Here is a 13,198-nt window from a genome sequence, read left to right on the forward strand (position 1 = left end):
TGCCAGCACCTCGAGCTGGGCAGACAGCGCCCATTCCGCGTTGTAGTGCCGCTCGACGATCCACTGGCTGGCGCTCCCGGTCAGGGCCTCGTCGTGCAGCAGCATCAGGTGCACGTCCAGCAAGGCCGCGAGTTCGTGGGGCGCGTCGCCTGGCAGTTCATCCCTCAACGTCTCCAGCTCCAGCACGACGGCGTCGCGTGCGCGCAGCAGTCGCCCAATCTCGGGCTGGACCTCGTCGGGCGTCACGAAATAGTGGGCGACGTCGACGCGGCTGGAGGCGATCAGCACCGCGCGACCGATGGCCACACCACGTGAGACCGCAATGCCGAACACCTGAAAACTCATCAGCACCCTCCGCAGATCAATCCCCAATGTAGCTTGAGCCACAGGGCTGCCGCGTCATGGTTTTTTCATAGGGCCTTCACCGCTGCGTCAAACCGCCGCCCCAGCATGCCGGGCATGAACCGCAGTTTGATCGTCACGCATGCACAGCCGCATGCCCCCGCCCTGCACCGCCCGGCGCGCGCCTCTTCCCCCCGCCTCAGCGTCAGCTGGGCACGCAGCGAAACGGAAGTTCGCGAAGCCCAGGCGCTGCGCTACCAGGTCTTCGCCGTCGAGATGGGCGCCCGCCTGCCCACACCCAAGGGTTCACCGGCCGGGCTGGACGTCGACCTCTTCGACGCCTATTGCGAGCATGTCCTGGTGCGCGCCGGGGGCGAGGACGACGAGCCCGGCCCTGTCGTCGGCACCTACCGCGTGCTGACGCCGTCCGCCGCCAAACGCRCCGGCGGCCTGTACAGCGACACCGAGTTCGACCTGACGCGCCTGCGCGGCCTGCGTTCCCGGGTCGCCGAGATCGGCCGCTCCTGCGTGCATGCCGACCACCGCAGCGGCGGCGCCATCATTGCGTTGTGGGGCGCGCTGGCCGAGTTCATGGCCCGCAACGGTCTGGATACCGTCATCGGCTGCGCCAGCGTCAGCATGCGCGATGGCGGCCACTTCGCGGCCAGTCTGTGGAAGCAGATCGCCGCCAACCACCTCGCGCCCATCGACTGCCGGGTGCGCCCGCGCCTGCCGCTGCCCATCGAGCACCTGCGCCAGGATCTGGTGGTGGAACCGCCGGCCTTGATCCGCGGCTATCTGCGCTGCGGCGCCAAGCTGATGGGCGAGCCGGCCTGGGACCCCGACTTCAACACCGCCGACCTGCCGCTGCTGCTGCGCACGGCCGATCTGCCGGCGCGCTTCAAGCGCATCCTCGGCTGATCACTGGCCTTCGCCGAACTTGTCGTTGACGAGGGCGGTGATCTGATCCTGCGCGGCTTGTTCGTCCTCGCCATCAGTCTCCAGTTCGACTGTCGCGCCGATGCCGGCGGCCAGCATCATGACGCCCATGATGCTCTTGGCGTTCACGCGCCGGCCGTTGCGGCTCATATAGACCTCGCACTTGAAGCTGCCGGCCAACTTGGTTAACTTGGCCGAGGCACGCGCGTGAAGACCCAGCTTGTTGCTGATGGTGAGGGTGGACTTGATCATTCGTCGGGGGGCAAGGGAGGCATGGCGACGATGCCCGTGACCGCGCCCTGCATGGCGCGCCGTGCCAGCTCGGTCAAAGGCTTCTGGCTGGCATAGCAGAGGGTGCGCCACAGCATGGGCACGCTGACACCGCTGAGCACCTGCACCTGCTCTCCCGCCAGGCGCTGAGCACCGTTGCTCGGCGTGGCGCCGAACACATCGGTCAGCACCAACCACTCGGGCTGGTCGGCCCGGGCCATCAGCGCGCGGGCAGCTGTCTCGACGTCGTCCGCGCTCATGCCAGCATCAACATCCAGCACGGTCAGCGTCGGCGCACAGTCGGGGAAGGTGTGTTCGGCCACCTGCCGCAGGGCGGAGGCCAGCGGTGCGTGGGCGATCACAAGCAGGTTGGGCATGGGGCAGGATGTTAGCGGGCGGTCTCCATGGCCAGCCCGGCACGGAAGCTTTCCCACGCGGCCGGGTCGTCCTGCGGCAGCGTCATCAGCGCCTGGTAGACACGGCCACCGTGAGCGAACACGGCCACGCGAGTGATCCCGCCCGCACCGGTCAGGCGGTACTCGGCAGCCTCCGGCAGCGGCGTCATGCCCGGCACCAGCAGCGGCTGGGCCGGCGGCAGCGGCTGGCCGAGCTTGGTGGCCAAGGCCTGGGGCATGGCCTTGAGGGCTGGGCCGGCCTGGGTCGGGTCGGGCCCATCAGCCCAGGACAGCGCGAAGCGCCCGCCGCCCGCTTCGCACTGGGCCAGGCCCATCGCACCCTGGCCGGCGTGAGCGGGGCGCTGCTCGATGTCGGGCTTGCAAGGGAAGAGGGCCACGGCGCCCGATCCGGTCGGCCTGACCTCGCGCCAGTTCAGCGTCGGCTGGCAAGCCGCCAGCAAGCTCAGCATTAGGGCAAATCCGGCAGTCGTGCGGCAGGGCATGGGCGAATTATCGACAGCGGCCCGAGGACAATTCCGCAATGCAAGAAATGCCCTCTCCCCAAGCCCCTCAGGCGCTGTCCGGCGTGCGCGTACTGGACCTGTCACGCGTGTTGGCCGGCCCCTGGTGCACGCAGACCCTGGCCGACCTCGGCGCCGACGTCATCAAGATCGAACGCCCCGGCAGCGGCGACGACACGCGCGCCTGGGGCCCGCCCTATCTGAAGGATGCCGACGGCCAGGACACGTCCGAGGCCGCCTACTTCCTCGGCGCCAACCGCAACAAGCGCTCGCTGGCCGTGGATCTGGCCATGCCCGAAGGTCAGGCCATCGTCCGCAAGCTGGCGGCCCAGGTCGATGTGCTGGTGGAGAACTTCAAGGTCGGCGACCTGGCTCGCTATGGCCTGGACGCGCAAACCCTGCTCGCCGAGCACCCCGGCCTCGTCATCTGCTCCATCACCGGCTTCGGCCAGACCGGCCCCTATGCCGAGCGCGCCGGTTATGACTACGCCGTCCAGGGCATGGGCGGGCTGATGAGCGTGACCGGCGAGCGCGACGACCTGCCCGGCGGCGGGCCGCAGAAGGTCGGCGTGGCCGTGGCCGACCTGTTCACCGGCATGTATGCCACCGTCGCCATCCTGGCCGCGCTGCGCCACCGCGATGCCACCGGCCAGGGCCAGGTCATCGACATGGCCCTGCTGGACACCCAGCTCGCCATGCTGGCCAACCTCGGCAGCAACTACCTGTGCAGCGGCAAGGCGCCGGGCCGCATGGGCAACGCCCACCAGAACATCGTGCCCTATCAGGTCTTCGAGGCCAGCGACGGCTATCTGATCCTGGCTGTCGGCAACGACCGCCAATTCGCCAAGTTCTGCGACATCGCCGGCCAGCCGGGATGGGCCACCGACCCACGCTTTGCGACCAACTCCGAGCGCGTGCGCCACCGCGCCCTCCTCGTGCCTCAGTTGGAGGAAGCCATGCGGCAGCGCCCTCGCGCCGACTGGCTCGCGGCGCTGGAGGCTGCCAAGGTGCCCTGTGGCTCGATCAACTCTATTGGTGAGGCGCTCGCCGACCCGCAAGCGCAAGCTCGCGGTGCCGTGGTTGCCATGCCCCATCCCTTGACGCCCGATCTGCGCCTCATTGCCAGCCCAATGAAGCTGTCGGCCACACCCGTGGCCTATCGGTTCGCGCCGCCGCTGCTCGGCCAGCACAGCGACGAGTTGCTGCAAGAAGCCGGCTGTTCTGCGGAAGAAATCACAAACTGGCGCAACAGTGGTGTCATTGCGTGAGGGCTAACCCACCCCCAAACCCAGGGTTTCCCCCTGGGTGGGGGATGGAGATGGCGGCGCGCTGTCCGCAGCATGCGCTCACGCACCGAGGCGGGCCAACCACCTAGAACCATCCGCCTCGGGTCCGCAGCCACCGGGTCATGTCCACACCGCCTTCTTCCGCGCCAGCAAGTGCCGCCAACGATGTCATGCCTGAGCCTTCACCGGTCCAGTGGGCGGACATCGTCCAGCAGCTGGGCGCCGAGATCGCCGGGCCGCTGAGCGCGGCGCTGGAGCAGATCCAGAACCTCGCCACCACCGGCCAGATCGACCGCCGCGGCCTGCGCCTGTTGAAGCGCAGCGTGGACGACGCTCGCACGGCCGGCATGCTGGGCCAGCAGCTCTCCCGGCTGGCCTCCGGCCGCCTGCGCCTGAACCGCGAGCGCCAGCACCTGACGCAGATGCTGCGCAGCGTGCTCGCCCAGCGCAGCCGCGAGACCCAGGCGCGCGGCGTGCAGGTTCGCCAGTCGCTCAAGCCCGTCGAGATCTGGGCCGACGGCGCCCTGCTCTTCGGCCTGCTGAATGCGCTGATGGACTGGGCGCTGGCCAATACGCACTCCTCCGTCGACCTGCGACTGGATCTGACGCCCTGGCCGGTCAAGGCGCGCCTGAGCTGCCGCTTCGCCCACCGCTCGCTGGAATTGCTCAGCGACGACGCCGACCCGCACGCACCGACGCCCGGGCTGGACTCGCTGGCCTGGCGGCTGCTGGAGCAAACGGCCATCACGCTGGGTGTGCTGCCACTGCGCGAGCAGGAGGCCGGCATCACGCTGCTGACGCTGGAGTTCAACCAGCTCGCGCCGGACGAAGCGCCGCCGCCGGACAGCACCAATGCCCGGTTGGAAGCCGAGGCCGAACGCATGGGCGGCAATTCGCGGCCGCTGGCGGGCTGCCAGTTGCTGATCGTGTCGGCCCACCGCGACATGCGCACCGAGGCCCAGGCCGCCGTGCGCCACATGGGCATGCTGGTGGATGTGGTCGGCAGCGTGGCCGAGGCCGAGCAGTTCTGCCGCGAGGGCCTGCCCCACGCCATGCTGTTCGACGCGGCGCAGATGAGCGAGCCGCTGCTGCAGCTGATCGCCGGCGTCATGCGCGACGCGCCGGACTTCGCCTTCGTCGAGATGTTCGATGGCGAGCACCGCACCCAGCTGTCCACCGCCACCGGTGACGGCGTGGCCCGCATCTCGCGCCGCCACCTGCCCGACGCCCTGCCCTCGCTGCTGATGTTCGAGCTGGCCAAAAGGGTTTAGCGGCTTCTCTAGAATCCGGGCCATGCTGACCCGCCGCGCCCTTGCCTCTGCCCTGATCTGCGCCGCCGCGCTGACGGGCTGTGCCCGCGAGCAGGCACCCGCCGTCGACTATGTGCTGCTGAACGGCCAGAAGGCCAGCTCGCGGGACTGGACCGGCAAGGTCATGCTGGTCAACTTCTGGGCCACCAGCTGCGCGACCTGCGTGAAGGAGATGCCGCAGATCGTCGCCACCCACGACAAGTTCAAGGCCCGCGGCCTGGACACTGTCGCCGTGGCCATGAGCTACGACCCACCGGCCTTCGTCGCCAAGTACGCCGAGACGCGCAAGCTGCCCTTTGGCGTGGCCATCGACAACACCGGCAGCGTCGCCCAGGCCTTTGGCTCGGTGCAGATGACGCCGACCACCTTCCTCATCAACAAGCGCGGCGAGATCGTCAAGCGCTTTGTCGGCGAACCCGACTTCGCCGCCCTGCACGGCCTCATCGAGCAGCTGCTGGCTGAGGCGTAAGCCCGTCGATGAAGACGGCCATGCGCGCCGCGATGAAATCGACCTCTTCCTCCAAAGCGAAGTGCCCCGTGTCGAGCAGATGCAGCTCGGCCTCGGGCAGGTCGCGCAGATAGGCCTCGGCGCCCGCCGCCGGGAAGAAGGCGTCGTTGCGACCCCAGACGATCAGCGCCGGCGGCCGATGTTCGCGCAGCCAGGCCTGCCAAGCCGGGTAGCGCGCCACGTTGCGGTGGTAGTCCAGCGCCAGGTCCACCTGGATGGCCTTGCGGCCGGGCAGGTCCAGGAAATGCTGGTCCAGCAGCCAGCCCTCGGGGGCGATACGCGCCGGCTCGCGGGTGCCGCCCTCGTATTGCATGCGCGTGACCTCGGCCGTCAGGATGCCCGTGACGGCTTCCACGGCACCTGGCCGGCCGGGCTGCAGCGCAACCATGTCACGTGCCATCGCGCTCAATCCCTCCTCGTAGGCATTGCCGTTCTGGATGACGAGACCGGCAATCCATTCTGGGTGGCGCTCGGCAATGCGCAGGCCGATGGGCGCGCCGAAGTCGAACAGGTAGGCGACGAAGCGGTCCAGGCCCAGCGCCTCGCAGAACCCCTCGACGACATCGGCCAGGCGGTCGAAGCTGTAGCCAAACTCGGCGGCCGGCGGCGCGTCGCTGAGGCCGAAACCCGGATAGTCGGGCGCGATGAGGTGGTAGCGATCCGCCAGCAGCTCCATCAGCTTCACGTACTGGCGCGACGATGACGGGAAGCCGTGCAGCAGCAGCAACGTCGGCGCATCCACCGGGCCGGCCTCACGGTAGAAGATGTTCAACCCGTCGATTTGGATGTTGCGATGGAAGATGGGGTGATTCATGGCGATCTCCTCTGGGATGGCTCCAGTGTGCTTTCCGGGCAGACCGCCCGGTAGCCGCGCTATGCTGCAAACACCTTGCACTTTCAGTGGAAGATGGCCATCAACGCCCTCGCCAACGTCAACCTCAACCGCCTGGCCGTCTTCGTCGCCGTCGTCGAAACCGGCTCGCTGAGCGCAGCCGCCCGCCGGCTGGGTATCGCGACGACCATGGTCAGCGCCCACATGCAGCGCCTGGAGCGCGAGGTCGGCGCCAGCCTGCTGTTGCGCACCACACGCTCCCTGCGCATGACCGAGGCGGGTGAGGGCTTTTTCGATGCTGCGCGCCAGATCGTGGCCGACACCGAGCGGGCCATCGCCGCTGCCGCCGGAAACACGGCCGAGCCACGTGGCCGGCTGCGCGTGACGGCGCCGGTGGACTATGCCGAGCGCGTGCTGGCGCCCGTCGCCGTCGCACTGACGCAGCGCCACCCGCAACTGCAGATCGATGTGCTGGCTGTCGACCGGCTGCTGGACCTTGTGGCCGAGCAGATCGACGTGGCCATCCGCATCGGCCAACTGGCCGACTCCGAGCTGCGCGCGACGCGCATCCGGTCCTTCAGCGCCTACGTCGTTGCCAGCCCGAGCCTGCTCGAGGGACGCGCCGCACCCGCTCATCCGGGCGAGCTGGCAGCCCTGCCGCTGATTGCGCTGACCGTGCTGCCCCAGCCGCTGCAATGCCGCTTCAACGCCGACGGCGAGGCCGAACAGGCGGTGCGCTTGCAGTCCGTGCTGTCCTTCAACACCGCCTCGGCGCTGCGCAGCGCGGCATTGGCGGGTGGCGGCATGGCCATGCTGCCGGACTATCTCGTTGCCGACGACCTCGCCGCCGGCCGCCTCGTGCGCCTGCTGCCGGGCTGGCATCTGCCCGAAGGCGGCATCCACGCCCTCTATCCGGCCGCCCAGCAGCCACCTCGCAAGACGCGCCTGCTCATCGAGGCGCTACGCGCCCAGGCCAGCGAATCCTGACGTTATGGACGTCCCACAAGCTCTCATGACCACCGAGGCGCCGCTGGACTGACACTGCGGCGATGCAAAAGACGCTTGCCGCCCTCGCCATATCCCTGCTGCTGGCTGGCTGCGCCCACCMGCCCCCGCCCCCGCCGCCACCCCGCATCGAGCCCACGGCCACACAGCTGGATGCCGCTCGCCGCGCCAGCCTGGACGCCACCGAACTGGCCAGCCTGCTCAACAAGCCGCTCTACCAGATGCAGCCGCGCGAGCTGGGCCGCTACCTGGCCTGGCAACAGCAGGACCAGCCGGCCCTGCGCCAGCGCATCGCGGCGCTGGCACGCAAAAACATCGGCCAGCCCTACGAGCTCTTCCTGCTGGGCGAGTTCCCCTACGAGACCTACGACGCCCAGCCGCTGTTCGACCTGAGCAAAAGTGACTGCGTCGTCTTCGTGGAACATACCTATGCGATGGCGTTGAGCGCGTCCTGGGAAGAGTTCTTCTGGATGCTGCAGCGCATCCGCTATCGCGACGGGGTCATCGGCACCGCCACGCGCAACCACTACACCGAAGCCGACTGGAATGTCGCCAACCGCTGGTTGGTGCAGGACGTCACCGCCACCCTGGGCGCGCCGACCCAGCCCTACCGCCAGCGCATCGACCGTCAGGCCTTCCTGCTCAAGCAGTTCAAGATCCGCCGCGACATCCCGGTGCAGAACTTCGACGATGTCTACGTTGCCAAGCAGGACGTGGCCGCCGTCGAGGCCCAGTTGCAGGACGGCGATTTCGTCAACGTCATCTCCAGCCGCGGCGGCGAGTCCTGGGCATCGCATGTCGGCCTCATCGTCACCGGCGCGGATGGCTCCCGTCGCCTGCTGCATTCAGCCGAGCCGCAGGTGCGCGAGGAGACGCTGCAGGGCTTCATCGCCCGCATGGCCGAACGCGATGCGCGCCAGGCGGGGCAGAACAAGGCGCAGCTGGCGGGCTTCAAGTTCCTGCGCCTGAACGAGGCGCCAGAAGTGCCGCCAATGGCGCCCCAGCCCCGCCCTGGGCGCTCCTGATCAGGCCGCCGTCGGGCTGACCGTCGGGTTCAGCGCCGCGTGGGCCTGCTCGTCCGCGTGGTAGCTGGAGCGCACCATGGCGCCGACGGCCGCGTGCGTGAAGCCCAGCTCGTAGGCTTCCTTCTCGAACTGCTTGAAGGCGTCAGGCGTCACATAGCGGCGCACCGGCAGGTGGTGACCGGACGGCGCCAGGTACTGGCCGATGGTGATCATGTCGATGTCGTGCGCCCGCATGTCGCGCATGACCTGGCGGATCTCGTCGTCCGTCTCGCCCAGGCCGACCATGATGCCGCTCTTGGTCGGCACGCCCGGCACTTCCTGCTTGAAGCGCTTGAGCAGGTCCAGGCTGAACTGGTAGTCGGAACCCGGGCGCGCTTCCTTGTACAGGCGCGGCGCGGTTTCCAGGTTGTGGTTCATCACATCCGGCGGCGCGGCCTTCAGGATGTTCAGCGCGCGATCGGCGCGGCCACGGAAGTCGGGCACCAGCACTTCAATCTGCGTCAACGGGCTCAGCTCGCGGACGCGTGTGATGCATTCGGCGAAATGGCCGGCGCCGCCGTCCTTCAGGTCGTCGCGGTCGACGCTGGTGATGACGACGTACTTGAGCTTCAGCGCCGCAATCGTCTTGGCCAGGTTCAGCGGCTCGTCGACGTCCAGCGGGTCGGGCCGGCCGTGGCCGACGTCGCAGAACGGGCAGCGGCGCGTGCACTTGTCACCCATGATCATGAAGGTGGCCGTGCCCTTGCCGAAGCATTCGCCGATATTGGGGCAGCTGGCTTCCTCGCAGACCGTGTGCAGCTTGTGCTCACGAAGGATCTGCTTGATCTCGTAGAAGCGGGTGGTCGGCGAGCCGGCCTTGACGCGGATCCAGTCTGGCTTCTTCAGCACCTCGGCCGGCACGATCTTGATCGGAATGCGCGAGGTCTTGGCCTCGGCCTTTTGCTTGATCGTCGGGTCGTAGGTGGTCGTGTCGGGCATGGTCAAGGCGTCGAGACTTCAAATTGTGCCGAGAGCCGCTCGGCGAGCCGCCCGGCCGCGGTCGACCAGTCGGTGAAAACCCCGAGTTTATCGAGGGATGTGGTTTCCAGGCCTTCGTATCCGCACGGGTTGATGCGCAGGAAGGGTTCCAGGTCCATCGCGACATTCAGCGCGAGGCCGTGATAGGTGCAGTGGCGGCTGACCTTGATGCCCAGGGCGGCGATCTTGGCCAGGCCCTTGAAGGCGTCCGCCGGATCGGCCGGGCCGGCCAGGGCCGCATGGCTGCCAGGGTCGGCCGGGCGCACATAGATGCCCGGCGCGCCGCCGACGCGCAGGCCGGTCACGCCATAGCTGCCCAGTGTCTGGATGATCGCCGTCTCCAGGCGGAAGACGTATTCCTTGACGAAGATGGCAAGGCGCCGCAGGTCGACCAGCGGATAGGCCGTCACCTGGCCGGGGCCGTGATACGTCACCTGGCCGCCGCGCTCGGTGGCGACGACGGGAATGTCGCCGGGCAGCAGCAGGTGCTCGGGCTTCCCGGCCAGGCCTTGGGTGAAGGTGGGCGGGTGCTCGCAGAGCCAGAGCTCGTCCGGCGTGTCTGCATCGCGCGCCGCCGTGAAGGCGCGCATGGCCTCCAGCGTGGGCAGGTAATCGACCCGCCCGAGGGTCTTGACGATCATGCGGGCATCATAGGCAGCCGCTGTAAGCCTTCGCTTAGCCAGGACGACTCGACCCGATGAAGACGCCACTGATTGCCGTTGCCCTGCTGCTCACCGCCTCCCTGGCCCGGGCCGCCTCACTGCCCGACGCGCTGGCCGCCTACGACGAGGGCGACCTCAAGGCCGCGGCCAAGGGCTTTGCCGAATCAGCCAGGCGCGGCGAGGCGCTCGGCCAGTTCAACCTCGCGATGATGAATCTGCGCAAGGAGCTGCCCGGCGCCAGCGACACCAAGGCCTGGCAGTGGCTGCAGCGTGCGGCGGCGCAGAAGCTGGCCCTGGCCGAGAACGCCCTGGGCGAAATGATCGAGCAGGGCCGCCATGGCAAGCCCGACCCGAAAGCCGCCTGCGGCTGGTTTGAGCGCGCGGCGGAGCAGGGCAACGGCGATGGCGCCCTCGCCACCGCCACCTGCTACTACCTCGGCCGCGGCCGGTCCCAGGACCTGGCCCAGGCCCACCGCTGGTATCTGGAAGCGGCCAAGGCAGGCAACGTCGGCGCCCAATACATCGTCGCGTCGATGTTCGAGACGGGGTCGGGCGTCGAGGCCGACGCGCGCCTGGCGCGCTATTGGTACGACATCGCCGCCAAGAACGGCGATGACGCGGCCAAGGCCAAGATCAAGGCCATGCAGGCCGGCGACGCGGCGACCTGATCAGAGCACGACCTTGACCATGGGATGCGTGGTCAGCGTGCGGTAGATCTCGTCTAGCTGCTCGCGGCTGGTGGCCGTGATGGTGATGGTCAGGCCGAGGTAGTTGCCGCCCTTGCTCGGGCGCTGCTCGATGGTGGCGGCATCAAAGGCTGGGTCGAACTGTCGCGCCACATGGGCGATGGCCTCGACGAAGCCCTCGACATGGGCGCCCATGACCTTGATCGGAAACTGCGAGGGGTATTCGATGAGCGATTGCTCGGGCGGAATGTCGGGCGGCAGGTTCATCGTGACCTCACTTGATCCACAGGCGCAGCGAATCCCAGGCACGACCGAGCAGGCCGGAGCCGGGCACGGCTTCCTGCACGATCAGCGGCACCTCGGCCACCGGCGCGCCGGCCGTCGTCGTCACGCGCAGGGTGCCGACGCGCTGGCCCTTGCTGAGCGGCGCCACCAGGRGGTCGGTGCGCTCGACCTGGGTTTGCAGCTTGGTGCCGTCGCCATGCGGCACGGCGACGAAGATGGCGTCAGCCGCACCGAGCCTGGCTTCCTTGGCCTCGCCCTTCCAGACCGGCACGGTCGCAATCGCCTTGCCGGCGTCAAAGATCTTGACCGCATCGAAGGCCGTGTAGCCCCAGTTCAGCAGCTTCTGGCTCTCGCTGGCGCGAGCTTCCTTTGACGCCGTGCCCATGACAACGGACAACAGGCGGCGCTTGCCGTTGGGGAAATCGCGGTTGGCACTGGACACCAGGCAGTAGCCGGCGGCCTCGGTGAAACCGGTCTTCATGCCATCCACCGTCGGGTCGCGACGCAGCAGCAGGTTGCGGTTGTCCTGGCGGATCTTGTTGAAGGTGTAGTCGCGCTGCGAGTAGTAGACGTAGTACTCGGGGAAGTCCGTGATGATGTGTGAAGCCACCACCGCGATGTCGCGCGCACTGCTCTTGTGGCCGGGCTCGGACGTGCCGGTCACGTTCTTGAACTCGGTGTTCTTCAGGCCCCAGGCCTGGGCCTGGCGGTTCATCAGCTGCACGAAGTTCTCGACCGAACCGGCCGCGCCTTCGGCCAGGGCCACTGCAGCGTCGTTGCCGCTCTGGATGATGAGGCCGTGCAGCAGCTCATCGACCTTGGGCGTCATCGTCGTGTCGATGAACATCAGCGAAGGATCACCCTTGCGTTCATCCCAGGCGCGCTTGGACACGGGCAGGGTCTGCTCCAGCGTCAGCTTTTTCTCCCGCAGCGCGCCGAAGACGACATAGGCCGTCATCAGCTTGGTCAGGGACGCCGGGTCATTGGCCGTGTCGGCATCACGCTCGGCCAGGGTCTTGTGCGTGGTCAGGTCGATCAGCACATAGTTGCGCGCCGCGAGTTCCGGTGGCTGGGGGGCCTGGGCCAGGGCAGTCAGCGAGAGCGCGGCGAGGAGGAAAGCAAGCAGTCGTTTCATGGATCTGTTCAGACGCAGCGACTAGATCTTCGTGGGATCGAACGCGCGCACCACAAGGGACTTGAGCAGCGGCAACTGCCCGTGGAAGAAATGGCCCACGCCGGGGACGACGGTCACGGGAAGGCTTTGCGGCCGCGCCCAGTCGAGCACGGCGGCGAGCGGCACAACGTCGTCGACCTCGCCATGGATGACCACGGTGTCGGCAGGCACCGGGGCGGTGTCAAAACGACTGGTCGCMGGGCCGACGAGGACGAGGCGCCGGGCCGGTTCGGCCAGGCGTTGGGCAGCGCGGGAGGCCACGTAGCCGCCAAAGGAGAAGCCAGACAGGATCAATGCCTCGCCGGGCGCGCGAACAGCGTCGAGCACGGCCAGCGCGTCATCAACTTCGCCACGGCCTTCGTCCCAGCCACCTGCCGATTGGCCGATGCCACGGAAGTTGAAGCGCACGGCCCGCCAGCCGAGTTGAATGAAAGCCCGCGCCAGTGTCTGCACGACCTTGTTGTCCATGGTCCCGCCCTGGGTCGGGTTGGGATGGCAGATCAGGGCCGTGCCCAGCGGCGGCGTGCCTGAATTGGAACCAGGCGGCAGGTCGATGGCAACTTCAATCTGCCCGGCCGGGCCGGGGACGAGGCGCTTCTCGGTCTGCGAATTCATCGGCCGACGGAATCCGGCAGCACCAGGCGCTCGACCACCTGGCCGTCGCGCAAATGGCGCTCAACGATCTCGTCCAGGTCGCTCTTGTCGACCCAGGAATACCAGATGGCTTCCGGGTAGACGACAGCCACCGGGCCGCCGGCGCAGCGGTCCAGGCAACCGGCCTTGTTGACGCGCACGCCACCCTTGCCGGCCAGGCCGAGTTGCTTGACGCGCGACTTGCAGTGGTCGAAGCCGCCTTGCGCGTCATGGTCAGCGCAACTGGCCTCGCCATTGGTGCGCTGGTTCAGGCAGAAGAAGACGTGGCGCTCGTAGTAACTCATCGC

The 13,198-nt window shown here is 68.1% G+C and carries 18 protein-coding genes; 7 read left to right on the plus strand and 11 right to left on the minus strand.

The genetic code is table 11. The features are described from left to right. A partial coding sequence (locus ACXJKJ_RS17800) for a phosphoenolpyruvate-utilizing N-terminal domain-containing protein (RefSeq protein ID WP_457391352.1) occupies positions 1–345 on the minus strand: 345 nt, incomplete at its 3' end. Between the two features lie 114 nt (positions 346–459). On the opposite strand from ACXJKJ_RS17800, the gene ACXJKJ_RS17805 reads away from it, so the two are divergent. Beyond that, entirely contained in the window at positions 460–1,263 is an 804-nt protein-coding gene (locus ACXJKJ_RS17805) for a GNAT family N-acetyltransferase (RefSeq protein ID WP_457391354.1), read from the plus strand. Here ACXJKJ_RS17805 and ACXJKJ_RS17810 read toward each other — a convergent pair whose 3' ends face one another. Genes ACXJKJ_RS17810 through ACXJKJ_RS17820 form a run of 3 tightly spaced genes read right to left on the minus strand, consistent with a single transcriptional unit; the run spans position 1,264 to position 2,416 of the window. Then, positions 1,264–1,533 carry an HPr family phosphocarrier protein gene (locus ACXJKJ_RS17810; protein WP_056194300.1) on the minus strand — a complete coding sequence of 90 codons (270 nt, stop codon included), beginning with the start codon at positions 1,531–1,533 and terminating at the stop codon, positions 1,264–1,266. Beyond that, on the minus strand, positions 1,530–1,928 hold the full coding sequence (locus ACXJKJ_RS17815) for a PTS sugar transporter subunit IIA (protein WP_157281251.1): 399 nt from the start codon (positions 1,926–1,928) through the stop codon (positions 1,530–1,532). Before ACXJKJ_RS17815 ends, ACXJKJ_RS17810 begins: the two co-directional genes overlap by 4 nt. A gap of 11 nt (positions 1,929–1,939) precedes the next feature. Beyond that, positions 1,940–2,416: a hypothetical protein gene (locus ACXJKJ_RS17820; protein ID WP_056194302.1), complete on the minus strand. Its 477-nt coding sequence runs from the start codon at positions 2,414–2,416 to the stop codon at positions 1,940–1,942. 80 nt (positions 2,417–2,496) lie between these two features. On the opposite strand from ACXJKJ_RS17820, the gene ACXJKJ_RS17825 reads away from it, so the two are divergent. From ACXJKJ_RS17825 to ACXJKJ_RS17835, 3 genes are all read left to right on the plus strand, one after another. Continuing rightward, on the plus strand, positions 2,497–3,735 hold the full coding sequence (locus ACXJKJ_RS17825) for a CaiB/BaiF CoA transferase family protein (RefSeq protein ID WP_457391355.1): 1,239 nt from the start codon (positions 2,497–2,499) through the stop codon (positions 3,733–3,735). 188 nt (positions 3,736–3,923) lie between these two features. Further along, positions 3,924–5,024 carry an ATP-binding protein gene (locus tag ACXJKJ_RS17830; protein WP_056194306.1) on the plus strand — a complete coding sequence of 367 codons (1,101 nt, stop codon included), beginning with the start codon at positions 3,924–3,926 and terminating at the stop codon, positions 5,022–5,024. A gap of 22 nt (positions 5,025–5,046) precedes the next feature. Then, a complete protein-coding gene (locus ACXJKJ_RS17835) occupies positions 5,047–5,532 on the plus strand; it encodes a TlpA family protein disulfide reductase (RefSeq protein WP_082532494.1) in 486 nt (161 codons plus the stop codon). Here ACXJKJ_RS17835 and ACXJKJ_RS17840 read toward each other — a convergent pair. Further along, complete coding sequence (locus ACXJKJ_RS17840; protein ID WP_457391357.1) at positions 5,504–6,385, minus strand: alpha/beta fold hydrolase; 882 nt, start codon at positions 6,383–6,385, stop codon at positions 5,504–5,506. The two genes, ACXJKJ_RS17835 and ACXJKJ_RS17840, sit on opposite strands and share 29 nt — an antisense overlap. 99 nt (positions 6,386–6,484) lie before the next feature. Between ACXJKJ_RS17840 and ACXJKJ_RS17845 the strand changes: the two genes are divergently transcribed. Both ACXJKJ_RS17845 and ACXJKJ_RS17850 read left to right on the plus strand, forming a co-directional pair. Continuing rightward, entirely contained in the window at positions 6,485–7,390 is a 906-nt protein-coding gene (locus ACXJKJ_RS17845; protein WP_457391433.1) for a LysR family transcriptional regulator, read from the plus strand. 62 nt (positions 7,391–7,452) lie between these two features. Beyond that, on the plus strand, positions 7,453–8,433 hold the full coding sequence (locus ACXJKJ_RS17850) for an N-acetylmuramoyl-L-alanine amidase-like domain-containing protein (protein ID WP_457391359.1): 981 nt from the start codon (positions 7,453–7,455) through the stop codon (positions 8,431–8,433). Here ACXJKJ_RS17850 and lipA read toward each other — a convergent pair whose 3' ends face one another. Next, positions 8,434–9,411, minus strand: coding sequence for a lipoyl synthase (gene lipA / locus ACXJKJ_RS17855; protein ID WP_457391361.1), 978 nt, complete (start codon positions 9,409–9,411; stop codon positions 8,434–8,436). A 2-nt stretch (positions 9,412–9,413) separates the two neighbouring features. Beyond that, on the minus strand, positions 9,414–10,091 hold the full coding sequence (lipB, locus tag ACXJKJ_RS17860) for a lipoyl(octanoyl) transferase LipB (RefSeq protein ID WP_457356203.1): 678 nt from the start codon (positions 10,089–10,091) through the stop codon (positions 9,414–9,416). Positions 10,092–10,147: 56 nt separating this feature from the next. Between lipB and ACXJKJ_RS17865 the strand changes: the two genes are divergently transcribed. After that, positions 10,148–10,780 (plus strand): tetratricopeptide repeat protein, encoded by a 633-nt coding sequence (locus tag ACXJKJ_RS17865; RefSeq protein WP_457391363.1) that lies wholly within the window; start codon positions 10,148–10,150, stop codon positions 10,778–10,780. Here ACXJKJ_RS17865 and ACXJKJ_RS17870 read toward each other — a convergent pair whose 3' ends face one another. Genes ACXJKJ_RS17870 through ACXJKJ_RS17885 form a run of 4 tightly spaced genes read right to left on the minus strand, consistent with a single transcriptional unit; the run spans position 10,781 to position 13,195 of the window. Then, on the minus strand, positions 10,781–11,065 hold the full coding sequence (locus ACXJKJ_RS17870; RefSeq protein WP_056194323.1) for a DUF493 family protein: 285 nt from the start codon (positions 11,063–11,065) through the stop codon (positions 10,781–10,783). Between the two features lie 7 nt (positions 11,066–11,072). Beyond that, on the minus strand, positions 11,073–12,218 hold the full coding sequence (locus ACXJKJ_RS17875) for a D-alanyl-D-alanine carboxypeptidase family protein (RefSeq protein ID WP_457391365.1): 1,146 nt from the start codon (positions 12,216–12,218) through the stop codon (positions 11,073–11,075). A 21-nt stretch (positions 12,219–12,239) separates the two neighbouring features. Beyond that, positions 12,240–12,872 carry an alpha/beta hydrolase gene (locus ACXJKJ_RS17880; protein ID WP_457391367.1) on the minus strand — a complete coding sequence of 211 codons (633 nt, stop codon included), beginning with the start codon at positions 12,870–12,872 and terminating at the stop codon, positions 12,240–12,242. Continuing rightward, a complete protein-coding gene (locus tag ACXJKJ_RS17885) occupies positions 12,869–13,195 on the minus strand; it encodes a (2Fe-2S) ferredoxin domain-containing protein (RefSeq protein WP_056194333.1) in 327 nt (108 codons plus the stop codon). The genes ACXJKJ_RS17880 and ACXJKJ_RS17885 overlap by 4 nt, the downstream gene beginning before the upstream one ends. Positions 13,196–13,198: the final 3 nt, after the last annotated feature.

The sequence above is a fragment of the Roseateles sp. P5_E1 genome, from assembly GCF_054049335.1.

Excerpts from the sequence above, each read along its gene's own strand:
- ACXJKJ_RS17810 (WP_056194300.1), bottom strand. The coding sequence starts at position 1,533 with ATGATCAAGTCCACCCTCACCATCAGCAACAAGCTGGGTCTTCACGCG.
- ACXJKJ_RS17815 (WP_157281251.1), bottom strand. The coding sequence starts at position 1,928 with ATGCCCAACCTGCTTGTGATCGCCCACGCACCGCTGGCCTCCGCCCTG.
- ACXJKJ_RS17820 (WP_056194302.1), bottom strand. The coding sequence starts at position 2,416 with ATGCTGAGCTTGCTGGCGGCTTGCCAGCCGACGCTGAACTGGCGCGAG.
- ACXJKJ_RS17825 (WP_457391355.1), top strand. The coding sequence starts at position 2,497 with ATGCCCTCTCCCCAAGCCCCTCAGGCGCTGTCCGGCGTGCGCGTACTG.
- ACXJKJ_RS17830 (WP_056194306.1), top strand. The coding sequence starts at position 3,924 with ATGCCTGAGCCTTCACCGGTCCAGTGGGCGGACATCGTCCAGCAGCTG.
- ACXJKJ_RS17835 (WP_082532494.1), top strand. The coding sequence starts at position 5,047 with ATGCTGACCCGCCGCGCCCTTGCCTCTGCCCTGATCTGCGCCGCCGCG.
- ACXJKJ_RS17840 (WP_457391357.1), bottom strand. The coding sequence starts at position 6,385 with ATGAATCACCCCATCTTCCATCGCAACATCCAAATCGACGGGTTGAAC.
- lipA (WP_457391361.1), bottom strand. The coding sequence starts at position 9,411 with ATGCCCGACACGACCACCTACGACCCGACGATCAAGCAAAAGGCCGAG.
- lipB (WP_457356203.1), bottom strand. The coding sequence starts at position 10,091 with ATGATCGTCAAGACCCTCGGGCGGGTCGATTACCTGCCCACGCTGGAG.
- ACXJKJ_RS17865 (WP_457391363.1), top strand. The coding sequence starts at position 10,148 with ATGAAGACGCCACTGATTGCCGTTGCCCTGCTGCTCACCGCCTCCCTG.
- ACXJKJ_RS17870 (WP_056194323.1), bottom strand. The coding sequence starts at position 11,065 with ATGAACCTGCCGCCCGACATTCCGCCCGAGCAATCGCTCATCGAATAC.
- ACXJKJ_RS17885 (WP_056194333.1), bottom strand. The coding sequence starts at position 13,195 with ATGAGTTACTACGAGCGCCACGTCTTCTTCTGCCTGAACCAGCGCACC.